At 70.7% G+C, this 22,067-nt stretch carries 21 protein-coding genes and 4 tRNA genes; 22 read left to right on the forward strand and 3 right to left on the reverse strand.

Annotation, left to right across the window (positions count from 1 at the left end; all coding sequences use genetic code 11):
• The first annotated feature begins 9 nt into the window (after positions 1 to 9).
• The gene (locus ABTW72_RS12545) at positions 10 to 972 is read left to right on the forward strand and encodes a complex I subunit 1/NuoH family protein (RefSeq protein ID WP_091402514.1); all 963 of its coding nucleotides are present in this window, start codon (positions 10 to 12) and stop codon (positions 970 to 972) included.
• A gap of 126 nt (positions 973 to 1,098) precedes the next feature.
• Here ABTW72_RS12545 and ABTW72_RS12550 read toward each other — a convergent pair whose 3' ends face one another.
• Complete coding sequence (locus ABTW72_RS12550) at positions 1,099 to 2,118, reverse strand: glutathione S-transferase family protein (protein ID WP_350857824.1); 1,020 nt, start codon at positions 2,116 to 2,118, stop codon at positions 1,099 to 1,101.
• 81 nt (positions 2,119 to 2,199) lie between these two features.
• Here ABTW72_RS12550 and ABTW72_RS12555 point away from each other — a divergent pair, with 81 nt between their 5' ends.
• A complete protein-coding gene (locus tag ABTW72_RS12555; protein ID WP_350857826.1) occupies positions 2,200 to 2,625 on the forward strand; it encodes an ester cyclase in 426 nt (141 codons plus the stop codon).
• On the opposite strand, the gene ABTW72_RS12560 is transcribed toward ABTW72_RS12555, so the two are convergent.
• Complete coding sequence (locus ABTW72_RS12560) at positions 2,606 to 3,178, reverse strand: Uma2 family endonuclease (protein ID WP_350857829.1); 573 nt, start codon at positions 3,176 to 3,178, stop codon at positions 2,606 to 2,608. The genes ABTW72_RS12555 and ABTW72_RS12560 overlap by 20 nt on opposite strands.
• A 95-nt stretch (positions 3,179 to 3,273) precedes the next feature.
• On the opposite strand from ABTW72_RS12560, the gene ABTW72_RS12565 reads away from it, so the two are divergent.
• The 10 genes from ABTW72_RS12565 (at position 3,274) to ABTW72_RS12610 (ending at position 14,038) form a co-directional block, all read left to right on the forward strand.
• On the forward strand, positions 3,274 to 3,879 hold the full coding sequence (locus tag ABTW72_RS12565) for a NuoI/complex I 23 kDa subunit family protein (RefSeq protein ID WP_350857832.1): 606 nt from the start codon (positions 3,274 to 3,276) through the stop codon (positions 3,877 to 3,879).
• 25 nt (positions 3,880 to 3,904) lie between these two features.
• On the forward strand, positions 3,905 to 4,465 hold the full coding sequence (locus ABTW72_RS12570) for an NADH-quinone oxidoreductase subunit J family protein (RefSeq protein ID WP_350857835.1): 561 nt from the start codon (positions 3,905 to 3,907) through the stop codon (positions 4,463 to 4,465).
• Positions 4,462 to 4,824, forward strand: a complete 363-nt coding sequence (nuoK, locus tag ABTW72_RS12575) for an NADH-quinone oxidoreductase subunit NuoK (RefSeq protein ID WP_350857838.1) — start codon at positions 4,462 to 4,464, stop codon at positions 4,822 to 4,824. Before ABTW72_RS12570 ends, nuoK begins: the two co-directional genes overlap by 4 nt.
• Positions 4,821 to 6,752: an NADH-quinone oxidoreductase subunit 5 family protein gene (locus ABTW72_RS12580; RefSeq protein ID WP_350857841.1), complete on the forward strand. Its 1,932-nt coding sequence runs from the start codon at positions 4,821 to 4,823 to the stop codon at positions 6,750 to 6,752. Before nuoK ends, ABTW72_RS12580 begins: the two co-directional genes overlap by 4 nt.
• A gap of 55 nt (positions 6,753 to 6,807) precedes the next feature.
• The gene (locus ABTW72_RS12585; RefSeq protein ID WP_350857844.1) at positions 6,808 to 8,316 is read left to right on the forward strand and encodes a complex I subunit 4 family protein; all 1,509 of its coding nucleotides are present in this window, start codon (positions 6,808 to 6,810) and stop codon (positions 8,314 to 8,316) included.
• 55 nt (positions 8,317 to 8,371) lie between these two features.
• Positions 8,372 to 9,871, forward strand: coding sequence for an NADH-quinone oxidoreductase subunit N (locus ABTW72_RS12590; RefSeq protein WP_350857847.1), 1,500 nt, complete (start codon positions 8,372 to 8,374; stop codon positions 9,869 to 9,871).
• 113 nt (positions 9,872 to 9,984) lie between these two features.
• Complete coding sequence (htpX, locus tag ABTW72_RS12595) at positions 9,985 to 10,860, forward strand: zinc metalloprotease HtpX (RefSeq protein WP_091402489.1); 876 nt, start codon at positions 9,985 to 9,987, stop codon at positions 10,858 to 10,860.
• Between the two features lie 146 nt (positions 10,861 to 11,006).
• Positions 11,007 to 12,266, forward strand: coding sequence for an MFS transporter (locus ABTW72_RS12600; protein WP_091402486.1), 1,260 nt, complete (start codon positions 11,007 to 11,009; stop codon positions 12,264 to 12,266).
• Between the two features lie 151 nt (positions 12,267 to 12,417).
• Positions 12,418 to 12,945: a dihydrofolate reductase family protein gene (locus ABTW72_RS12605; RefSeq protein WP_350857850.1), complete on the forward strand. Its 528-nt coding sequence runs from the start codon at positions 12,418 to 12,420 to the stop codon at positions 12,943 to 12,945.
• A 340-nt stretch (positions 12,946 to 13,285) separates the two neighbouring features.
• Positions 13,286 to 14,038: a DUF1028 domain-containing protein gene (locus tag ABTW72_RS12610; protein ID WP_350857852.1), complete on the forward strand. Its 753-nt coding sequence runs from the start codon at positions 13,286 to 13,288 to the stop codon at positions 14,036 to 14,038.
• Positions 14,039 to 14,176: 138 nt separating this feature from the next.
• On the opposite strand, the gene ABTW72_RS12615 is transcribed toward ABTW72_RS12610, so the two are convergent.
• Positions 14,177 to 14,671 (reverse strand): YajQ family cyclic di-GMP-binding protein, encoded by a 495-nt coding sequence (locus tag ABTW72_RS12615; protein WP_091402478.1) that lies wholly within the window; start codon positions 14,669 to 14,671, stop codon positions 14,177 to 14,179.
• Between the two features lie 147 nt (positions 14,672 to 14,818).
• On the opposite strand from ABTW72_RS12615, the gene ABTW72_RS12620 reads away from it, so the two are divergent.
• The 10 genes from ABTW72_RS12620 (at position 14,819) to nusG (ending at position 21,945) form a co-directional block, all read left to right on the forward strand.
• Positions 14,819 to 14,902, forward strand: a tRNA-Tyr gene (locus ABTW72_RS12620).
• Between the two features lie 1,390 nt (positions 14,903 to 16,292).
• Positions 16,293 to 18,848 (forward strand): putative bifunctional diguanylate cyclase/phosphodiesterase, encoded by a 2,556-nt coding sequence (locus ABTW72_RS12625; protein WP_502892189.1) that lies wholly within the window; start codon positions 16,293 to 16,295, stop codon positions 18,846 to 18,848.
• 93 nt (positions 18,849 to 18,941) lie between these two features.
• Positions 18,942 to 19,014, forward strand: a tRNA-Thr gene (locus tag ABTW72_RS12630).
• A gap of 24 nt (positions 19,015 to 19,038) precedes the next feature.
• A tRNA-Met gene (locus ABTW72_RS12635) sits at positions 19,039 to 19,111 on the forward strand.
• A gap of 134 nt (positions 19,112 to 19,245) precedes the next feature.
• A complete protein-coding gene (rpmG, locus tag ABTW72_RS12640) occupies positions 19,246 to 19,413 on the forward strand; it encodes a 50S ribosomal protein L33 (protein ID WP_007073056.1) in 168 nt (55 codons plus the stop codon).
• Between the two features lie 126 nt (positions 19,414 to 19,539).
• Positions 19,540 to 19,986, forward strand: coding sequence for a MaoC family dehydratase N-terminal domain-containing protein (locus ABTW72_RS12645; protein ID WP_238667525.1), 447 nt, complete (start codon positions 19,540 to 19,542; stop codon positions 19,984 to 19,986).
• Position 19,987: 1 nt separating this feature from the next.
• Entirely contained in the window at positions 19,988 to 20,380 is a 393-nt protein-coding gene (locus tag ABTW72_RS12650; RefSeq protein WP_091402431.1) for a MaoC family dehydratase, read from the forward strand.
• Between the two features lie 129 nt (positions 20,381 to 20,509).
• Positions 20,510 to 20,582: transfer RNA gene (locus ABTW72_RS12655), tRNA-Trp, on the forward strand.
• Between the two features lie 212 nt (positions 20,583 to 20,794).
• On the forward strand, positions 20,795 to 21,184 hold the full coding sequence (gene secE, locus ABTW72_RS12660) for a preprotein translocase subunit SecE (RefSeq protein ID WP_091403530.1): 390 nt from the start codon (positions 20,795 to 20,797) through the stop codon (positions 21,182 to 21,184).
• A gap of 38 nt (positions 21,185 to 21,222) precedes the next feature.
• Positions 21,223 to 21,945: a transcription termination/antitermination protein NusG gene (gene nusG, locus ABTW72_RS12665; RefSeq protein WP_112584800.1), complete on the forward strand. Its 723-nt coding sequence runs from the start codon at positions 21,223 to 21,225 to the stop codon at positions 21,943 to 21,945.
• Positions 21,946 to 22,067 lie beyond the last annotated feature (122 nt).

The following is a 22,067-nucleotide window of genomic DNA, read 5'->3' on the forward strand; positions in this document are numbered from 1 at the left end:
TACGGCCTGATGCCGCTCTGGGTGGAGTTGGTGATCCGGATCGGCGGCGTGGTGGTCGCGTTCCTCACGCTGCCGTTGCTCGTCGGCCAGGCCGAGCACAAGGTGATGGCGCACATGCAGGGCCGGCTCGGTCCGATGTACGCGGGCGGCTTCCACGGCTGGGCGCAGCTCGTGGCCGACGGGGTCAAGTTCGTGCAGAAGGAGGACATCACCCCGCGCGAGGCGGACCGGGCGGTGTTCCGGTTGGCGCCGGCGGTGGCCCTGGTGCCCTACCTGTTGGTGTTGCTCGTCATTCCACTCGGCCCGAACGACCTGGTCGGGCAACCGTTGGACATCGGCCTCTTCTTCGTGCTGGCCGTTGTCGGCGTCGGGGTGGTGGCGGTGCTGATGTCGGCGTGGGCGTCGGCCAACAAGTACAGCCTGCTGGGCGGGTTGCGCGGGGCGGCCCAGTTGCTTGGTTACGAGCTGCCGCTGGTGCTGGCCGCCGCGTCGGTGGCGATGGCGGCCGGCACGCTCAGCCTGTCGGGCATCGTCGAGGCGTGGCAGCCGTGGTGGCTGCTCTGGCAGGCACCCGCGATGATCATCTTCTTCGTCGCCGGGCTGGCCGAGATCCGTCGGCCACCGTTCGACATGCCGGTGGCCGACTCGGAGCTGGTCTTCGGCTACATGACCGAGTACACCGGTCTGCGGTTCGCGTTCTTCCTGCTCGCCGAGTACGTCGGCATCGTGGTGATCGCCGCGCTGACCACTGTGCTGTTCCTGGGTGGTTGGCAGGGCCCGTTCGCCGACGACCAGTTGGGCTGGCTCTGGACGCTGCTCAAGATCTTCGCGGTGTCCTTCGTGATCATCTGGCTCCGGGTGTCCTACCCCCGGCTACGCGAGGACCAACTCCAACGCCTCTGCTGGCTGGTCCTGGTCCCCGCGTCCCTGGCCCAGTTGGTCCTCACCGCAGCCGTCCGCATAGCCCTGTAACCCCCCGCCCCGCCTGCTCCGCCTGCTCCGCGTCGATCATGGAGTCGTGGTGCCCGGATGTGGCGGACAGCACCGTTCTGTCATCCACCACAACTCCATGATCGACAGGCTGGGCGGGCCCCCGGGTCAGCGCAGCGGGGTGTGGGCGGGGTCGACGGGCTCGGCCGGGGGTGGGGGCGGGGTGCCGTCGCCGAAGGGGCGGCCACCGAGCGCTTCCCGACCGTGCGGCGTGAGCCAGTTGGACAGGTCGGGGCCGAGCGGCACGATCCCGGTCGGGTTGATGTCGCGGTGCACCTCGTAGTAGTGCCGCTTGATGTGGTCGAAGTCGATGGTGTCGCCGAAACCCGGAGTCTGGAACAGGTCCCGGGCGTACGCCCACAGCACCGGCATCTCGCTCAGCTTCTGCCGGTTGCACTTGAAGTGGCCGTGGTAGACCGGATCGAAGCGAACCAGCGTGGTGAACAGTCGCACGTCGGCCTCGGTGATGGTGTCGCCGACCAGGTAGCGCTGGTCGGTCAACCGCTCGGTGAGCCAGTCCAACCGGTCGAAGAGCTGGTGGTACGCCTTGTCGTACGCCTCCTGGCTGCCCGCGAACCCGCACCGGTAGACACCGTTGTTCACGTCCCGGAACACCACGGCGTTGACCTCGTCGATCTGCTCCCGCAGGTGCTCCGGGTAGAGCTGCGGGGCGCCCTCGCGGTGGTACGCCGTCCACTGCGTGGACAGGTCCAGGCTCATCTGCGCGTAGTCGTTGGTCACCACCTGCCCGGTCGGCACGTCCACGATCGCCGGCACGGTGATGCCGCGCTCGTAGCCGGGGAAGCGCTTGAAGTAGGCCTCCTGGATGCGCTCGATGCCGAGCACCGGGTCCCGGCCGTCCGGGTCGAGGTCGAAGGTCCAGCTCCGGGCGTCGTGGGTCGGGCCGGCCACCGCCATCGAGAGGGCGTCCTCCAGACCGAGCAACCGCCGCACGATGATCAGTCGGTTGGCCCACGGGCAGGCCCGGCTGACCGCCAGCCGGTACCGGCCCGGCTCGACCGGATAGCCGTCGCGCCCGTCCTCGGTGATCCGGGTGGCGATGTACCGCTGGTCGCGGGTGAACTCGCCGCCCGGCTCGACGTACTTGCCGCCTTTTTCCTCGCCCACGTCACCCTCCCGGTCTGGTCAGTGTCTCTACCCAATCCTCGCGGATCTACGGCGCACCGTGGTCCCGGATACCCTGCCGGCATGACGGATGTGGAGGCGGCGGCCCGGCGGTTCATCGCCGATGTGTGGAATGCCCGCCAGGAGGAGTCGGCGTACGAGCTGGTCGCCGAGGAGTGCCCGGGGCTGGGCGGCACCGGGCCGGAGGCGACGTTGGCCTGGCATCGCGAGCGCCGGGCGGCCTTCCCGGACCTCCGCTACAAGATCGTCGACGTGGTCGCGGCCGGCGAGCGGGTGGCCGTGCACTGGCGGGCCGCCGGCACCCACGCCGGGCAGTTCGGGCCGGTGCCGCCGACCGGGCAGGTGGTCAGCTACTCCGGGGCGACGTTCCTGCGTTTCGCCGCGGGCCGGATCGTCGAGGTGTGGAGCTGCAACGAGCTGTTCCAGTTGCTGCAACAACTCGGCGTCGAGATGCTCCCACCGGCCGTCGTCAGCGGACCCGGGGCGTGATCCGGCTGGTCGGCAGATTGATCGGAAAGGGCTCGCCGGTGTCGACGAACTTCGTCCACCGCCCGGTCTCGGTGTAGACCTCGTTCACCGCGTCGATCCGGTAGGTCACGACCTCCAGCGCGCCTTCGGTCTCGATCCGCCAGTAGAAGGGGATGCCGGCCTGGGCGTACAGCGCCGGCTTCAACACCCGGTCGATGGAGCGGGTGCTCGGTGAGACGATCTCGATGGCAAGGACCACCTCGTGCGGCTCGTACTTCGACGGCTCGCGGGCGGCGGCGACCGACGTGGTCACCAGAACGTCGGGGATGAACGAGCGGGTGCGGTTGATACGCACCGCTACCCCCTGGGTGACGTCGTAGTCGTCGGGGCAGACGGCGTGCAGCTCGGCCATCAGTAGCCCAGCGATGATTTGATGCTTGCGGGTGGGGGAGGTGGACATCAGCAGCACTCCATCGAGCAGTTCCCGGCGGCGGCCATCCTCGGGCAGCGCATCCAGATCTTCAGTCGTCCACCCGCCCTCGGGCGGGTAGTCGCTCTGCAGCGCGGCGGTCATGGCAGGTCCTTCCAGGTGCGTTCGTTCTCCCCGCGACCACGGTACCGCCGTCGACCTGTGGGTGGTGGTCGCGCGCGCCGTGGCCACAGGGCAGGATGGTCGACATGAGCGACCCCGGCGAGCGCGATGACACCAGCGGACGCGGCCTTCCCGGCGCGGGCCTGGTGAAGGGGCTGGCGGTCACCCTCAAGACGATGACCAGCCGTTCGACCACCCAGCAGTACCCGGACACGGCCCCCGACCTGCCGCCACGCTCGCGCGGCGTGATCGCGCTGTCCGAGGAGAACTGCACGGTCTGCATGCTCTGCGCCCGCGAGTGTCCGGACTGGTGCATCTACATCGACTCGCACAAGGAGGAGGTGGTGGTGCCCGGCGCCGCCCGCCCCCGCCAGCGCAACGTGCTCGACAAGTTCGACATCGACTTCTCGCTCTGCATGTACTGCGGCATCTGCATCGAGGTCTGCCCGTTCGACGCGCTCTACTGGTCGCCGGAGTTCGAGTACGCCGAGTACGACATCAAGGACCTGCTGCACGACAAGGACCACCTCGGTCAGTGGATGGCCACCGTTCCGCCGCCGCCCGCGCACGACCCGAACGGCGAGCCGGCCAAGGAGGAGACCTCCGCCGCGCGCAAGGCGGCCGCCGCACGTCCCGCTCCGCCAGCGGTACGCCCCGACGCCGACCAGGACCCGGCGTCGTGAGCGCCCGAGCCGGAAGGGCGCCCCGGTGACCGGCGCGGACGTGCTGCTGCTCGCCCTCGGCGCGGTGGCGGTCGGTGCCGGCGTGCTGGTGGTGACCACGAAACACCTGGTCCGGGCCGGGCTCTACCTGGTGGTGTGCCTGGGCGCGTTGGCCGGTGACTTCCTGGTGCTCAGCGCCGAGCTGGTGGCCTGGGTGCAGGTGCTGATCTACGTGGGCGCGGTGGTGGTCCTGCTGCTGTTCGCGGTGATGCTGACCCGGGCCCCGATCGGTGCCTCCGACGACCTGGACCGGCCCGGCTGGCCGGCCGCGCTGATCGGTGGCGGCGCCGGGCTGGGGCTGACCGCCCTGCTGGTCGACGCGTACCGCTGGAGCACCGTCACGCTGCCCAGCGCTGGCACCGCCGAGCGGCTGGGTGAGCAGATCTTCCAATCCTGGGTGCTGCCGTTCGAGGTGCTCTCGGTGCTGCTGCTCTCCGCGCTGGTGGGTGCGATCGTGCTGTCCCGCCCGGACATCGGCCGAGCCGCCCCGCAACGCGACCGCGCGGCAGGCGACCTGGTCGACAGCGAGCCCGGGGGGCGCCGGTGAGGCCAGTCATCCCGTACGTCACCGCCGCGCTGCTGTTCGGTCTCGGCGTGTACGGCGTACTGCGCCGCCGCAACGCGGTGCTGGTGCTGATGTCGGTCGAGTTGATGCTCAACGCGGTCAACCTGATCCTGGTCACCGCCGACACCACCGCCCGCGCCGTGCTCCCGCACTCGGGGCAGGTCTTCGCGCTGTTCGTCATCGTCCTCGCCGCCGCCGAGATCGGGGTGGGGCTGGCGATCGTCCTTCAGCTCTACCGGCTGCGGGCGACCGTGGCCGTGGATGACGTGCCGCTGACCGAGTCGCCGGACCCCGTCGCTGGGCGCGAGCCGGCCGTCCTGAACTCGGAGGCGGGCCGGTGACCGGGCTGCTCGGGGCGCTGCTGCCCGCCGTACCGCTGGTCGCCGGGCTGCTCGGTCTGCTGCTGCCACCGGCCCCTCGGCGCGACAGTGCGACCGGCGGCGACCGGGCCCGGACGGCCGCCGTGACGCTCGGCGTCGCAGGTGCGGCCGGTGCGCTGGCGCTGGCCCTCGCGCTGCTGCTCACTGTCGACGGGCCGACGGAGACGTCGGCCACCTGGGTCGACTTCGGCGGGCTGGCGGTGACCCTCGGCGTACGGCTGGACGGCGCCGCCGCGCTGGTCGCGGTGGCGGTCACCGCGGTCGCCCTGGCCGTGCAGGTCTACTCGATCGGCTACCTGCGGCGCGGTCCGCACGACGACGTCGACGTGGACCACCGCTACCCGCCCTACGCCGCCCAGATCAGCCTCTTCACCGGTGCCATGCTGCTGGTGGTGGTCGCCGGCGACCTGATCATGCTGTTGGTCGGCTGGGAGGTGATGGGCCTCTGCTCGTACCTCCTGATCGCCCACGACCGCCGACTGGCCGGCGCCCCCGCCGCCGCCATGAAGGCGTTCCTGGTGACCCGGGTCGGTGACGTCGGGTTCCTGCTCGGCATCGCGCTGCTGGGCGTGTCGACGGGCAGCTTCCGGATCGCCGACGTGCTCGCCCACGACCACTCCGGCGCGACGTTGACCGCCGCCGGCCTGCTGCTGCTCGCCGGTGTGGCCGGCAAGAGCGCGCAGTTCCCGCTGCACACCTGGCTGCCGGACGCGATGGCCGGTCCGACCCCGATCTCCGCGCTGATCCACGCCGCGACGATGGTCGCCGCCGGGGTGTACGCGGTGGCCCGGCTCTACCCACTGTTCACTGCCGCGCCGGTGACGCTCACCGTGCTGGGCGTGCTCGGTGCGATCACGCTGCTGCTCGGCGCGCTCGCCGCCACCGCCCAGGACGACATCAAACGCGTGCTGGCCTGGTCGACAGTGTCCCAACTGGGTTACATGACCGGCGCGCTGGCGGTCGGTTCACCGTCGGCGGCACTGTTCCACCTGCTCACCCATGCCGCCTTCAAGGCGCTGCTGTTCCTCGCCGCCGGCGCGGTGATCCACGCCGTCGGCACCACCCTCATGTCGGAGATGGGTGGGCTGCGGCGCAGCATGCCGGTGACGTTCTGGTGCACCGTGGTGGGCCTGGGCGCGCTGGCCGGGGTGCCGCCGTTGGCCGGTTTCTGGAGCAAGGACGGCGTACTGACGGTCGCCGAGTCGGCCGCGCTGGAGGGCACCGGCCCGGCCCCGTCCTGGGTGGGCTGGATCGTCTGGATCGCCGGGCTGGTCGGCGTGGCGATCACCGCCTGGTACGCGGGTCGGCTGCTGCTGCGCGCCTTCTTCGGCACCCCGCGCCTGCCCCTGGTCCAGCCGCACGACCCGCCGGCAGTGCTGCGCTGGCCGGTGCTGCTGCTGGCGGTGCCGGCCGCGCTGCTCGGTCTGGCCGGGTTCGTCGGGGCGTTCGCCGACCGCCTGCGGTTCCCCACCGTCCCGGTGGCGGGCTCCGAGGACGGCCTGGTCCACCTGGGGTCGGGGGTGCTGCTGCCGCTCGCGTTCCTGCTGCTCGGCGCCGCGCTGGTGACGCTGGGCTGGCGGCGCGACAGGGTCGCCGACCCGGCCGCGGCGCTGGGTCCGCTGCGGCCGGTCTTCGCCCGCGCGTTCCGGCTCGACGACGTCCAGCGCACCGTCGTGGTACGCCCCGTCCGCGCGCTGGCCCGCGCCGCGCGCGCCGGAGACGAGGTGGTGGTGGACGGCGCGGTCGAGGGCAGCGGGCGAGCCGCGTCCGGTTTGGGCGCCGCGCTGGCCGCGCTGCACCGCGCGGCGCTGCCCCGGGCCGCCGCCGGTGTGCTGGCCGGCGCGCTGCTGATCGGCCTGGCCGCCGCCCTGGTTGGAGGCATCCAGTGAGCGCGAGGAGTGAGCGGGGTCTGCGAGCCCCGCAGTCGCGAACAGAGGCGGTCCGGTGACGTTTGGGCAGGGGTTGCTGGTCGCGGTGCTGGCGGTGCCGGCGCTGGGTGCGGTAGCGGTGGCGGCGACTCCCCGGGACCGGGCGGCCCGGCTGGTCGGCACGGTCGCGGCGGCGTTGACCCTGCTGGCCGCGGTGCCGCTGGTGTTCGGCGGTCGAGGCTGGGTCGCCTGGTCGGCGGACGCGCCGGCGGTGCGCCCGTGGCACCAACTGGACCTGCCCTGGGTGCCCGGTCTGGAGTTGCGCTTCCACCTCGGCGTCGACGGCATCTCCTGGCCGCTGGTGGTGTTGACCGCGTTGCTCACGTTGCTCTGCTGCGCGTACACGATGTGGCGGGTGCCGGACGGCGGCAGCGGCCGGGCGCTCGTCGCGCTGCTGTTGGTGGTCGAGGTGGGCATCCTGGGCACCTTCCTCGCCCTGGACCTGGTGTTGTTCTTCCTCTTCTTCGAGGTCGTCCTGCTGCCGATGTACGCGATCATCGCCGGCTGGGGTGGCGCGGACCGGCGTCGGGCAGCCCGGAAGTTCGCCCTCTACACGCTGTTCGGCTCGGTGCTGCTGCTGGTCGGCGTGTACGTCGTGGTCGCCGCCGCAGGCACCGCCGACCTGGTGACGTTGACCGGTGGCGCGGGGATGTCCCGGGGCACCCAGTTGGCCGCGTTCACACTGCTCGCGTTGGCGTTCGCGGTGAAGAGCCCGCTGTGGCCGTTGCACTCCTGGCTGCCCGACGCGCACACCCAGGCACCCACGGTGGGCAGTGTCGTGTTGGCCGGTGTGCTGCTCAAGATGGGCACGTACGGCCTGATCAGGGTCGCGGTGGGGGTGGCGCCGGAGGGCGCCCGTTGGGCGGCGCCGGTGCTCGGCGTGCTCGCCGTCGCCGCGATCCTGATCGGCTCGCTGGTCTGCCTGGCCCAGTCGGACGTGAAGCGGCTCATCGCGTACTCCAGCGTGGGGCACATGGGCTTCGTGCTGCTGGGCGTCGCCACGCTGACCGCCACCGGCATCCAGGCGGCGTTGATCGGCAACGTCGCGCACGGTGTGATCACCGGCCTGCTGTTCTTCCTGGCCGGGGCGGTGAAGGACCGTACCGGCACGGGCACCCTCGCCGAGCTGTCCGGGCTGCGGGAGACCGCGCCCCGGTTGGCGGGTCTGCTCGCGTTCGCGGCGATCGCGTCACTGGGCCTGCCGGGGCTGGCCGGCTTCTGGGGCGAGGCGTTCGCGGTGATCGCCGCCGTGCAGGTGGGCGGCCCGCTCTGGACCACCCTCGGGTTGCTGGCGGCGGTCGGTGGGGCGCTCACCGCCGCGTACTTCCTGCGGTTGCTGCGCCAGGTCACCCACAACCGGCCGAGCCCCGCCGTCGGTCAGGTCGGCCCCGGCCTGGCCGGTGCGGAGTTGACCGCCTGGGTGCCGCTGGTGCTGCTCGCGTTGGCCATCGGGCTGGCGCCGACGCTGGTCCTCGGCGTCGCCGAGGCCCCCGTCGACGCCCTGATCGGTGTGGTTTCCCGGTGAGCGCGAGGAGTGCAGCGAAGCGGAGCCCCGCAGTCGCGAACGAAGGCAGGCTCAGATGAACGTCGTGCAGAGCGTGGACAGCGTCGCGCTGCTGCCGGCCTACCTGGCCGCCGGCACGGCCGTACTCGTGCTCATCACCGATCTGCTGGTGGCCCGGCCACGGGCCACCATCGCCGTGGCCGCGCTCGGCGCCCTCGGCACCGCCGTCGGATCAGCGCTGGTCGGGGCGGGTGCCGAACGGCGGACGTTCTGCGTGGGCGCCGACTGCTCCTGGATCTTCGGTGGTCGCGCGACCCTGGTCGCCGTGGTGGTCGCGCTGCTCACAGTGGGCGTGCTCGGGCTGTCGGTGCCCGCGCTGCGGGCCGGACGGTCACCGGTCGGGGAGTACGCCTTCCTGTTGGCCTGCTCGATGACCGGCGGCGTGGTACTCGGCGCGGCCGGCGACCTGATCACGCTGATCGTCGCCCTGGAGACGCTGACCCTGCCGTTGTACGTGCTAGTCGGCCTGCGCCGGGGGAGCCTCGCGAGCGCCGAGGCGGCGGTGACCTTCTTCGTGGTCAGCGTGGTGGCGACCACGCTGACCCTGCTCGGCGCGGCGCTGCTGTACGCGGTGACCGGTGGCCTGCACCTGGACCGGCTCGGCACGTTGCTCGCCGAGCAGCCGGAGCTGCGGGACCTGCCGTTGACCACCGCCGCGGTGGCGGTGCTGCTGGTCGGCCTGGCCTTCAAGGTGGCGGCGGTGCCGTTCCACGCCTGGGCGCCGGCCACCTACGACGGCGCCCCGCTGCCGGTGGCCGCGTACCTGTCCACCGCGTCGAAGCTGGGCGGCCTGGTCGCCCTGCTCGCCGTGGTGCAACGGGCGCTGCCGGCGGACCAGACCGGTCCGGTGCTCGCCCTGCTCGCCGTGCTCACCATGACCGTCGGCAACCTGGTCGCCCTGCGTCAGCGGCGGACCGTCCGGCTGCTCGCCTGGTCGTCCGTCGCGCAGGCCGGGTACATCCTCGCCCCGCTGGGAGCGTTGGCGCTGGCCGCCGGACGCACGGACGAGGCACGGTCCGCCGCGTACGCGGCCGCCATGGCGTACGCCGTCTTCTTCGTGGTGTTGGAGCTGGCCGCCTTCGCCGGAGTGACCGCGCTGCGGCCGGCGGGTGCGGACGGCGGCACGCTGGACGACCTGCGCGGGGCGGCCCGGCGGCACCCGTGGCGAGCTGCGGCGTTCGGTCTCGCGCTGGTGGGTCTGGCTGGTCTGCCGCCGGGGCTGGCCGGCCTGTTCGCGAAGGTGACAGTGGTCCGGGCGCTGCTGGACGGCGGCGCGGCCTGGCTGGCCCTGGTGGTGGCGCTGAACGCCGTGATCGGGCTCGCCTACTACCTGCGGGTGACCGCCGCGCTCTGGGCGCCGACCACGACGCCCGGCCCGGCCGCGGCGCTCGCCGGTGGCGGAGCGTCGGGCGTACCCGTGGTGGGTGTGGTGGCTGTGGTGCTGGCGGTGGCGACGGTGGCCGCCGTGGTGCTCGGCGTCGCCCCGCAACTGGTGCTCGACCTGGCCGGCCGCTGACCCAGCGGGGCCCGGTCTCAGTCAACTCTCAGCGTTGAGACGGATGGTTGGCGGGTACCGGGTTGTTACACCGGTCAGCGGATCCCGGCGATCCGTGCACCGAAGGAGACATCGTGCACCACAACCGTCTGAAGACCGCAGCGCTGCTCGGCCTGCTCAGCGCCCTGATCCTGGCGGTGGGCTACTGGTTCGGCGGCAGCGGCGGCCTGGTCATCGCCGTCGTCGTGTCTCTGGTCATGAACGGCGTCACCTACTTCTACTCCGACAAGCTCGCACTGCGCTCGATGGGGGCTCAACCGGTCACCGAGGCGCAGTTCCCCGAGCTGTACCGGATGGTCCGGGAGTTGGCCACCGACGCCCGGCAGCCGATGCCGCGGCTCTACGTCAGCCCCACCTCGCAGCCCAACGCGTTCGCCACCGGTCGCAACCCGCAGCACGCGGCCGTCTGCGTGACCCAGGGCATCACCGAGATCCTCGACTACCGTGAGCTGCGCGGCGTGATCGGGCACGAGCTGTCCCACGTCTACAACCGGGACATCCTGATCTCCAGCGTGGCGGCCGGTCTGGCCAGCATCATCACCCTGCTGGCGAACCTCGCCTTCTTCATCCCGCTGGGCGGCGGGGACGACGAGGACCGACCCAACCCGGCTGTGCTGCTGCTCACCCTGATCCTGGGCCCGATCGCGGCCACGGTGATCCAGTTGGCGATCAGCCGGAGCCGCGAGTTCCAGGCGGACGCCTCCGGCGCCGAGCTGAGCCGCGACCCGCTGGCCCTGGCCAGCGCGCTCCGCAAGATCGACGCGGTGGCCCGACGTCGGCCGTTGCCGGCCCAGGGCCAGCTCACCAGCACCGCCCACCTCATGATCGCCAACCCGTTCCGGGGCGGCGGCATGGCGGCGCTCTTCTCCACGCACCCGAAGATGGAGGACCGCGTCGCCCGGCTGGAGCAGATGGCCCGCAACTCGGGGCCGGTGCAGTTCCAGCGCTGACCCGCTGATCCACCGCATCCGCCCGTACCCGGCCGCGCCGGGTACGGGCGGATCACTGTGTCGAAGACTATTCCGTTGTCCTCCCGTCAGGCGGCGGCGTTAGGGTCGTAACGGCTCACGCTCATTACATCCTCGGGAGGTTCACGGTGACCGCGCTGCGTCAGTACCTGGGTGTCTGGCGGATCCCCGGCGCGCCCATGCTGCTGATCACCGGCATCATCGGGCGGCTCGGAATCGGCATGACCCCGCTGGCGCTGCTCCTGGTCGTCGAACAGGTGACCGGGCGCTACTCGCTGGCCGCCATCGCCGGCGGCATCTACGCCCTCGCCGGTGCCGCGCTCAGCCCGGTGGCCGGACGGATCGCCGACCGGGTCGGCCCCAGCCCCGTCCTGCTGCTCACCGCCGTGGCCCACCCGCTGGCGCTCATCGGGCTGCTGCTGGCCAGCCGCTCCGGCGACGACGCCCTCCCCGTCATCTACCTCACCGCAGGCGTGGCTGGCGCCACCTACCCGCCGCTCAGCGCCGCCATCCGAGGCGCCTGGAACGACCTGACCGGCCCCAACTCCGGCCGATACCACCTCCGCAACACCGCACTGGCCGCCGAGACCACGCTGTTCGAAATCGTCTTCGTCCTCGGCCCACTGCTCGTCGCCGGGTTCGTCCTCGTCGCCGACGCGGCGGCCGCGCTGATCGGTGCGGCAGTGGTCACCCTGGTCGGCACGACCGCCGTGGCCCTCGGCCGGGTCATGCGCGGCTGGCGTCCGCACCCGCAGGAACACCACGCCCGTGGGCTCGGCCCGCTCCGGGTCCCCGGCTTCCCAGCCCTGCTGATCTGCGTCGCCGGCCTGGGCATCGCGTTCGGGGCCGCCGGCGTGATCGTGCCGGCGTTCGCGAGCGACCACGCCACCGGCGACCCGGAGAGCCTCGCCGGCGTCCTGCTCGCGGTCTGGGGCGTCGGCAGCGCCATCGGTGGGCTCTGGTTCGGCGTCCGCAAACCAGCACCGAACATGACCCGGCAGTTCGCCCTGCTGCTCGCCGCGCTGGCCGCCACCTTCGCCGTGTTCGCGGTGATGCCCACCCCGCTCGCGCTGGGTGTCGCGCTGGTCGTCGGCGGGGCCACCATCGCGCCCGCGCTGACCCTGGAGAACACCCTGGTCGGCCGGATCGCCCCGACCGGCATGTTGAACGAGGCGTACACCTGGGTGGTCACCGTCGCGGTGGCGTCGAGCGCCGCCGGCGGCTCGGTGGCCGGCGTGATCGTGGACCACGCCGGCGGTGTCCGCTGGGCGTTCCTGTTCGCCGGGGCGGCGGTCGCCGTCGGGGCCGCGGTCGCCGCACTACCCGCCGGGCCCATCGCCCGCGCGGAAACCACGGCGGTACGCGCCGAAGACCCCGTCCCCGTCTGACCTGCTGCCCTCTGGCTGTCTTCCCTGCGGGTTCCGGTCTTGCCTGCGGCTTCTGGTCTTCCCTGCGGGTTCCGGTCTTGCCTGCGGCTTCCGGTCTTCCCTGCGGGTTCCGGTCGGCGTGATCCGGGTTCCGCCCGCCTACCCTGGGTTCATGGCCAAGGTTCTCTATTCGGCGACGGCGTCGCTCGACGGATACATCGCCGGTCCGGGCGGCGACATGTCGTGGCTGAGCGACCACCTGGGCGGCGAAAACCCGACGGCGGAGCGCCTGCTCAACAGCGTCGGCGCGATCCTGGCCGGCAACGGCACGTTCGGCGGCGACGACCCCAACCGTGGCACCGACAGCGAAGGCGCGTTCGGCGGCCAGTACCACGGGCCGGTGTTCGTCCTCACCCACCGGCCACCGGCCGAGCCACCCGCGGACGTCACGTTCGTCGGTGACCTGCACACCGCCGTCGCCCAGGCCAAGGAGGCCGCCGGAGACCGGTACGTCAACATCCTCGGCGCCAACGTCGCCAAGCAGTGCATCGAGGCCGGGCTGCTCGACGAGGTCCTCATGTTCTTCGCCCCGGTGCTGCTCGGCGACGGGGTGCGTATGTTCGACCACCCCGGCGGCACCACAGTGCGGTTGGAGTCGCTGCCCGGCGAGACCGAGCACTGGTATCGCGTCGTCTACTGAGCCCCCTGTGCAGCGCCGTCGATGCTTGAGACGGCCGCCGCGCGGCTGTGCGAGCCCTCGCCATGGACGGACTCCCAATAACAGGCCTGACCAGCAGGGCGAGCCGACGCCCAGGCCAGGCGGCCGACGCCGACCCGGGCGGTTGGTGGCGACCCGGGTGGTTGACGTCAACTCGGATGGTTGAAGCCGGTCCGGGGGAAGGGGCTGGCCCGAGCGGATGACGTCGGCTCGGGTGAGTCGACGCTGGCGGGCGGATGGCGTGTCAAAGCGGAGGTGCCCCGGCGACCGCAACCAGGCGACCTCCAGGCATGCCGGGAGTAGGTCCGGGTACCTCCCGGGCGTGACCTTCTCGATCGCCGCACGGTGCCGGCGTACCGGCCAGCTGGGGGTGGGAGCCCTGACAGCCAGACCTGCGGTCGGCAAGCTCGTCGCACACGTCCAGTCGGGTTGTGGTGCGGTGGCGACCCAGGCCACCCCCAACCCGTTCCTGGCCTATCACGGCCTGCCGTTGCTCGACGAGGGCCGCTCGCCGCAGGACGTCCTGACCGAGCTGCTGGCCCATGACCCGGGCCGGGAGGTGCGGCAGGTCGGCATGGTCGATCGCCACGGCCGTTCGCACGCCTTCACCGGCTCCCGCACAAGGGGCTGGGCGGGACACCGCACCGGGCCGGGTTACACGGTGCAGGGCAACCGCCTGGTAGGCCCACAGACTCTCGCGGAAATCGTCCGGCTGTTCGAGGAGAGTGCGGAACTCGACCTGGCGGAGCGGCTCGTCCTGGCCATCGGGGCCGGCGAGGAGGCCGGCGGTGACCGGCACGGCGCGCGGTCTGCGACCGTCGTGGTGATCGGGGATCAGCCGTACCCGCTCTGGGACGTGCGAGTCGACGACGCCGAGCATCCGGCGCGGGAGCTGCACCGGCTGCACGGCGTCTTTCGGGAAGAGGTGCTGCCGACCATCCGCGGGATGCCGACCCGCGACGACCCCATGGGCGAAGCCGCCCGGCAGGCGCTCGGGTCACAAACGGTGGGCAGGACACCGGCAAACGCCGTCCGCCAGCAGACCGCGACGACGGGAACCGACGAAGCCCTGTGAGTAGGCGTCCGATGCATCCCGGTTGGTGGCCAGGGAGCGGTCCCCAGTCTCGCCTTACCCAGCCAGGCCCAGCGCCTGCCTGACTTCGGACATCGGAGCCCTGGCCGGTCGGTGGCGGCTTGAGCGGCAGTCGCCGCCTTACCTGTAGTTGTTGAACTGGAGGGCGACGCCGAAGTCCTCACCCTTGAGCAGCGAGATGACCGCCTGGAGGTCGTCCCTCTTCTTGCCGGTGACCCGCAGCTGGTCGCCCTGGATCTGCGCCTGCACGCCCTTGGGGCCCTCCTCGCGGATCTTCTTGCTGATCGCCTTGGCCTTGTCCGTCTCGATGCCCTGGATCACCTTGCAGTCGATCTTGAAGATCTTGCCCGACGGGCGCGGCTCCCCGGCATCCAGCGACTTCAGCGAGATGTTCCGCTTGACGAGCTTCTCCTTGAACACGTCCAGTGCGGCGCGGACGCGCTCCTCGGTCTCTGCCTGAAGGCCGATCGCCTCCTCGCCAGACCAGGAAATCTCAGCGCCGGTGCCGCGGAAGTCGAACCGCGTCGCAAGCTCCTTCTCCGCCTGCCGGAGGGCGTTGTCGACCTCCTGGCGGTCAACCTTGCTCACGATGTCGAACGACGGGTTCGCTGCCATATGTCTGCTCCTGCTGTCCGGCGGTCTGGGCCTGCCGTCGGCCGCCGACCAGCGGCACGACCCCCTGACCGTACCCGGTTGCGTAGGTGCCGGGGGGAGCCGCTATCCTTGCTTCCGCCGCCGCGTTGCGACGCGGTGGGGTGCCCTGGCGGGTTGCCCGAGCGGCCAATGGGAGCGGACTGTAAATCCGTCGCGAAAGCTTCAGAGGTTCGAATCCTCTACCCGCCACCAGGTGCAGACACGGCCCCTGACCAGCAGAGATGCTGATCAGGGGCCGTTGTCGTTGTCCGGCCGAATGCGCCGTTGCGACCGCACGCGAGGCGCGATGATCTGTGCGAGCAGCCTGCGGCCCATGATCATTCAAGACGGCGGTGCAAGGAGCTCCCTCTTGGCGCTTTCACCGTGCCGGTCGGCACGGATCTCCGCCGTCAACGCGACCCTGCAACGAGGTGAGGCGAAGGGCTGTCAGGGCGGGTGGTGGACGACCCGCTCTGGCCCCCGAGACCGTGCGGACCGAGGCGTGCGATGCGGCCACCGTCATCGAGATCGACGACCTCGCCGTACATGCCGACCCCGCGAGGCTGAGGTCGTGTAGGCCTCGCCGTCCTGCCCACGAACGGCACCGTTGTTCGATGGCGCACCGGCGGGTGGCCTCACTCACGAGTCCCTTGTCGACATCGTGACGGCGTACTGGCCGACCGGCGCCGGCACCTCTCCGCCCGGTGGTAGTCGGGTTCGGGCGATTTCGGGCCCCGGTCCAGGCGGTCGGTCGGGACCGGCCGCCGGTCCCGGCTCCGGTCGGCTTCACCACGTTCCCCGGCGAGGTCTGGGCCGCTCCGCGGAGCTGGGTCGAGGCGGTCTACCCCGGCCTCCCGTACTTCAACGAGGTTGACCGCAGCGGCCACTTCGCGGCCTGGGACGAGCCGTGTGGGGCTCGCCGATCGGTCGCGAAGGCTACAGAGTCTCGAACCATCCTCCGTCGGCGGTGATAATCGAGAGACTCCGATCCTATGGATCCGAGCGGATTGTTGTGTTCAACTGGTCACCGGTTGCGAACCCGGCCAACCGGCGCCCATCGTCCTGGGGGAGTTCCGGTGGTCGGGAAGACGCGGTGCCGCCCATACCTGCCGGCTTTGCGTTCGGGGCGGGCTTTGCTACCGGAAGCGGCATCCATGACGTAGATCCAAATTGTGGCTATAACTTGAACACGCATCATCTGCGCGTCTCCTGGGACGAGCCAACGACCTTGCAGGGCTTCCGTCGTTGAAGCGTTCGGGCCGGCTGGATGGGCCTGCGCCGCTCAGCCGTCCGACCGCTTTGCGGGCTGCCTCGTGTGTGGCACCATCGTGGAATCTTGCCTTCCCGACACCCCTGCCATGAGGAGCACACGATGTCTGGTCAAAGGCTGGCCCGGCGGGTCGGCATGGTGGTCGCAGCACTGGCTCTCGCTGTAATGGCAGGCGGGGCTTCCGGGAGTTTCGGGGAGTTCCAGGCTTTTGACTACGTCTGGACGGCGCCGCAGCACTAGTCGAGGCAGGTGACACCAGGGTCGTACCGGATGGTGTCGTCAGCTTCGTTCCCGGCCGCGCGTCCTTCGCAGCAGTGACCGGTAAGGAGTGGGATGGCTGGCCGCCGGTCCGCGTCGGGTGGCTCGGGGTCTCCTCGGCGCCCGGCCCAGTACGCATGGTTCATCACCGGCCCGTTGATGTTCCTGGCCGTCGTCTTCTCGATGACGATCGGGCTGGTGAGCCCCAACCGGCCGCAGCCCTCCGGGTCCTGGGGGCTCGCCGCCGTCCTGCTGGGCGTGATGGTGATCGCCGGCCTCCCGATGCTGAACTTCGTCATCGGGCGGCAGTCCTTCGGGGTGCGGCTCGTCGAGATCCCGCTGGTGCCGGCGTTCGTCTTCCTTCCGCCGCTGATGGTCGTCCTGGTCTACACACTTTCCACGCTGATAACCCACCTGCGGTACCGCTTCGGCGTGGAAAAACTGGCCTTCAACGTCGCCAACGCCGCTGCGGCCGTATCGCTGGCCGGCCTCGTGTTGCTGGCGCTCCCACCGGTCGTGGGCGTCGGACCGCGGACGTGGGGCGTGCTCTTCGCGTCCGTCGGTACCGTCGTGGTGTCGACCCTCGCCGGCGTGGCCGGGGTGATCGCGATCATGCACGGCCGGCACGCCGCGCTGGGTGTGCTGCGCAGTGGGTTGCCGTCTCTGCTGGCCAACGGTGTCAACCTCGTGGTCGGGTTGATCGTCCTGATCGCGGTGGACAGCACCTGGTGGTCGGCCGTGTTGATCGTCGTGCTCGGGGTCGCGCTCGCGAAGGTCTACCGGTCGTACGAGCAGTTCTTCCGGCAGCACCGGACGCTGGGCGACATGTACGAACTCACCAAGGCGATGACCGCCAACGGGCAGAGCGGCAACCTGGCTGACGTCCTCCTCGGTCGGATCCGGGGGCTCATGCAGGCCGAGTACGCGACGCTGTGGCTGCCGGCCCAGGGGCGTCACCCGGAGGTGATGCTGACCGCGCGGGTCGACGACGCCGGCCTGTTGGACACGTCGCCGACGCCGGTGGTCGTTCGCGAGGAGGCCCGCCGTCAGCGCCGCAGTCTGGCCATGGGTGTTCGCCTCGGGGACGAGGAGAGCCTGCGGGGATCGCTGCGCGCCACCGGTGTGAAGGACATCATCGTGGTGCCGCTCTACTCGGGGCAGGCGGTGATCGGCACGCTCGAGGTGGTCAACCGGCTCAGCGACGTCGGTCATTTCACGCCCGGCGACATCCCCGTCTTCGAGACGGTCGCCGCGCACGCGGCCGTGGCCCTGGAGAATTCGCGGCTGGTCGACCGGCTCCGGCACGACGCGCACCACGACACGTTGACCCGACTGCCCAACCGGCGGCGGATCACCGGAGCGCTGGACGAGTCGGTCAAGATCCGCGCACCGGGCGAGGTGGTGGCGCTGCTGCTCTTCGACGTCGACGGGCTGCGCCAGGTCAACGAGTCCCTGGGGCACGCGGCCGGGGACAAGGTCCTCACCGAGGTCGCCAACCGGTTGCGGGCCAGCGCGCCGTCGTCGGCTCTGGTTGGCCGTGCCGGCGGGGACGAGTTCCTGGTGACGCTGCGGTTGGAGAGCGCTGAGGCCGCGCTCGAGTTGGCCGCCCAACTGCGTGAACAGATCCGCGACGAGATGGTCTTCGACGCGCTCACCCTCGACGTGAACACGGCCGTCGGGGTGGCCGTACACCCGGATCACGGCAGCGACGCGGCGACCCTGCTGCTGCGGGTCGACCTCGCCGCCACCGCGGCCAAGTCGGTGCCGGGCAGCGTGCAGTTGTTCAACCCCGCGCTGGAGTCCCGTTCACTGCGCCGGCTGGGTCTCGCCGGCGACCTGCGTCAGGCACTGGACAAGGGCGAGCTGGAGGTCTACTTCCAGCCCAAGGTGACCCTGCGGGACCGGCGCCTGGTGGGTGTGGAGTGTCTGGCCCGCTGGGAGCACCCGGCGCACGGCACCGTCGCCCCCGAGGACTTCGTGGCGGTGGCCGAGCACACCGGCCAGTTGAGCCGGCTCACCGAGGTGGTGCTCCGGGAGGGTCTTCGGCGCAGCCGGGACTGGGCACTGGCCGACCAGCCGCTGCCCATCGCGGTCAACCTCTCGGCTCGTACGCTCATCGACCAGCACTTCCCGGACCGGGTCCAGGAGTTGTTGACCGAGTACAAGGTGCCGGCGCAGCGCCTCACCCTGGAGATCACCGAGTCGGGGGTGCTGGACGGCACGGACCGGCCGATTCCCACCCTGCAACGGCTGCGGGATCTCGGCGTACGGCTGTCGGTGGACGACTTCGGCACGGGTGACTCGTCCCTGGCGCACCTGCGCCGGCTGCCGGTGCACGAGGTGAAGGTGGACCGCTCCTTCGTGCAGGGCATGGCGACCGATCCGGGGGACCTGGCGATCGTCAACGCGGTGGTCACCCTTTCCCAGCAGTTCGGTCTGGCGGTGGTGGCCGAGGGTGTGGAGAGCGAGCTGACCCTGGAGCTTCTCCAGGACATCGGCTGTGAGATCGGGCAGGGCTTCCTGTTCAGCAGGCCGCTGCCGTACGAGCGGTTGGCTGCCTGGTTCGGTGCCCAGGTCGAGCCGGAGACGGTCGCCAACGGGGAGCTTCCGCGCCTGCGTGTCGTGCCCTGAGCAGGGCGCGGACGATCACCGGGGATCCGATTTCACCTGTCGAGCCGGGCCGTGTACTCTTACTCCTGCGCGCCCCACGGGGAGATCGCGCAGGCCCCCTTAGCTCAGTCGGCAGAGCGTCTCCATGGTAAGGAGAAGGTCTACGGTTCGATTCCGTAAGGGGGCTCGAGGGTTCAGCTGGACCCATCGCAGCGGTGTAGCTCAGATGGTAGAGCAAGCGGCTCATAATCGCTGTGTCGCCGGTTCAAGTCCGGCCACCGCTACTCTCGTCTTCCGGGCTCGTTGCCGGTGGTCGTAAGAAAATGGGCGCTTCTGGCGCCCACTTTGCATGTCCGCGCTGTCAGCGTCTAGGCTGGCGCGTCGTAGTTGTTTCCGTTAGCGAGGAAGGCACTCCGCCGTGGCGAAGGCTACCGATGTCCGGCCGAAGATCACTTTGGCGTGTGTGGAGTGCAAGGAGCGCAACTACATCACGCGCAAGAACCGGCGCAACGACCCCGACCGCATCGAGCTGAAGAAGTTCTGCCCGCGTGACGGTCGGCACACGGTCCACCGCGAGACCCGCTGACTGCTGGCCGGCCTCAGGGCCGGCCGTTGTCGAAGCTTTCCGATCGCCGATCTGACCGGTTTGGTGCGGCTCCGCCGCCGCCTACCGATCAGGTCGGCGATTGGGCTTTCCGTGTAGGTTCGCGGCATGCCTCTGGACCCTTCCTTCGTCGGCCGGACGTATCCGCCGACCGCCCCCTACCAGGTGGGCCGAGAAAAGATCCGCGAGTTCGCCAGCGCGATCGGCGCCACCGATCCGGCCCACCACGACCCGGAGGCCGCGCGGGCGCTGGGCCACGCCGACGTGGTGGCCCCGCCGACCTTTCCGGTGATCGTGACGATGGCCGCGAGCAGCCAGATCATCGAGGACCCGGCCCTGGGCGTCGACTACAGCCGCCTGGTGCACGGCGACCAGCGGTTCGCGTACACCCGGCCGGTGGTCGCCGGCGACGAGCTGGTCTGCACCAACACCATCGAGGACGTCAGCACCAGGGGTGGGCACGGCTTCCTGACCACGCGCACCGACGTGAGCACCGTCGGCGGGGAGCCCGTTGTCGCGGTCTGGGCCAGGTACGTCATTCGCGGGGAGGCGTGAGATGGAGTTGCCAGCACAGACGTTTCAGGTGACCCGCGCGGACCTGGTCCGCTACGCCGGCGCCTCGGGCGACTTCAACCCGATCCACTGGAGCGACCGGGTGGCCACCAAGGTGGGTCTGCCCGGGGTGATCGCCCACGGCATGTTCACCATGGCGCTGGTCGGGCGGGCGGTCACCGAGTGGGCCGGGTCGCCGGACGCGGTGGTCGAGTACGGCGTGCGTTTCACCCGGCCGGTGGTGGTCCCCGACGACGACCAGGGGACCGAGATCGAGGTGACCGCGCGGGTCCGCGAGGTGACCGAGGACGGTCTCACCCGACTCGAGGTGACCGCCACCTGCCTGGGTGAGAAGGTGCTGTCGCAGGCGCGGGCAACCATCCGGACGGCACGCTGAACCGAGCCCGCCACGCGTGGCGGAGAGACCGGTTGGGAAAGTCGGGCGGCTACCCGTACACTGGTCCGCCGTGGGGCAAGTGACCCCTGCTCGGTCGTCTGTGGCCGCGTGGGGCGAGTGTTGCCGCATAGGGGTGTAGCTCAATTGGCAGAGCAGCGGTCTCCAAAACCGCAGGCTGCAGGTTCAAGTCCTGTCACCCCTGCGCCTCAGGCCTGACCGTTCCCGTGGGTCGCGCCGCCAACTTGGCGGCGTCCGGCCCGTGGTGGTGGCATCGGCGGGGTGGTCCGAGGCAATCGGGCCCTCCTGGTGATCCACCGGCCGCGGCCCGTCGCGGGACGGTTGGGTCCGGCCGGCGTGACCAGCGCCGCGTACGCCACTCGGCGTGCGACCCCAGCTTCCGCGACGGAGGGCGAAGTGGCCGACAACAAGCGGCGCGACGACGACGGCGACGATCGTCTGGACGACGAGGTCGTCGACGACGTGGCCGACGACGACGCCTCCGGCGCGGACGAGCCGGTTTCCCGGGGAGGCACCGCAACGCGGTCCCGTGCCCGGGCGGAGTCGGCGGACAGCCGGCCGACCACCCGGTCGGAAACGGGTCGGGTGGGCGTCTTCGGCCGCATCGCGCGGTTCTTCCGCGAGGTCGTAGCCGAACTGCGTAAGGTCATCTGGCCGACCCGCAAGGAGTTGCTGACCTACACCGCCGTGGTGGTGGCGTTCGTCGCGGTGATGCTGACGATCGTGGGTGTGCTGGACTTCGGCTTCGCCAAGGTCGTGTTGTTTGTCTTTGGCAACTCGGACTGACCGGCTGCCTCCAGCCATAGTGACGGAAGTGAGCGAGCGTGCCTGAGTACGACGAGACCGCCGGACCGGTGGACGAGCAGTCCACGGTCGCGACGGCGGCTGGTGACGAGTCGGTTGAGGCCGCCAGCGAGCCGGAGTTCCCAACGACCGAGCCCGCACCGGACGAGGACTACGACCCCGTCGCGGAGCTGAGGCAGAAGCTGCGCTACGCCCCGGGTGACTGGTACGTGGTGCACTCGTACGCCGGCTACGAGAACAAGGTCAAGACCAACCTCGAGACCCGGATCACGAGCCTCGACATGGAGGACTTCATCTACCAGGTCGAGGTGCCGACCCGGGAAGAGGTCGAGGTCAAGAACGGTAAGCGTTCGCAGATCCAGGCCAAGGTCTTCCCGGGCTACATCCTGGTCCGGATGGAGTTGACCGCCGAGTCCTACTCCTGTGTCCGGAACACCCCGGGTGTGACCGGCTTCGTCGGCGCGACCGACCGGGCCGACCGGCCCGCTCCGCTCTCGCTCGACGAGGTGCTGAAGTGGCTGGCGCCGGCGGTCGAGACGGAGCAGAAGAAGGCGAAGCCGGAGATCAAGGTCCTCGACTTCGAGGTGGGCGACTCCGTCACCGTCACCGACGGCGCGTTCGCGTCGCTGCCGGCCACGATCAGCGAGATCAACGCCGACCAGCAGAAGCTCAAGGTGCTGGTGTCGATCTTCGGTCGTGAGACTCCGGTGGAGCTCAACTTCAACCAGGTCGCCAAGATCTGATTGGTCGTCGGCGGCGGGCCCGGCCCGGCGGCGCCGGGGGGGGTAGCGCGGTCCGGGGGCCACCGCCGCAGCGTGTGCTGCGGCCAGCGGCACACGTAATATTAGGCCCGCTGGCGCCCCCC

This window comes from Micromonospora sp. NPDC127501, from assembly GCF_040302185.1.
Classification (GTDB): Bacteria; Actinomycetota; Actinomycetes; order Mycobacteriales; family Micromonosporaceae; genus Micromonospora.

Coding starts and splice junctions, on each gene's coding strand:
- ABTW72_RS12545 (WP_091402514.1), top strand. CDS start 10: ATGCCGCTCTGGGTGGAGTTGGTGATCCGGATCGGCGGCGTGGTGGTC.
- ABTW72_RS12555 (WP_350857826.1), top strand. CDS start 2,200: ATGACGGATGTGGAGGCGGCGGCCCGGCGGTTCATCGCCGATGTGTGG.
- ABTW72_RS12560 (WP_350857829.1), bottom strand. CDS start 3,178: ATGACCGCCGCGCTGCAGAGCGACTACCCGCCCGAGGGCGGGTGGACG.
- ABTW72_RS12565 (WP_350857832.1), top strand. CDS start 3,274: ATGGTCGACATGAGCGACCCCGGCGAGCGCGATGACACCAGCGGACGC.
- ABTW72_RS12590 (WP_350857847.1), top strand. CDS start 8,372: ATGAACGTCGTGCAGAGCGTGGACAGCGTCGCGCTGCTGCCGGCCTAC.
- ABTW72_RS12605 (WP_350857850.1), top strand. CDS start 12,418: ATGGCCAAGGTTCTCTATTCGGCGACGGCGTCGCTCGACGGATACATC.
- ABTW72_RS12615 (WP_091402478.1), bottom strand. CDS start 14,671: ATGGCAGCGAACCCGTCGTTCGACATCGTGAGCAAGGTTGACCGCCAG.
- ABTW72_RS12625 (WP_502892189.1), top strand. CDS start 16,293: ATGGCTGGCCGCCGGTCCGCGTCGGGTGGCTCGGGGTCTCCTCGGCGC.
- ABTW72_RS12645 (WP_238667525.1), top strand. CDS start 19,540: ATGCCTCTGGACCCTTCCTTCGTCGGCCGGACGTATCCGCCGACCGCC.
- ABTW72_RS12650 (WP_091402431.1), top strand. CDS start 19,988: ATGGAGTTGCCAGCACAGACGTTTCAGGTGACCCGCGCGGACCTGGTC.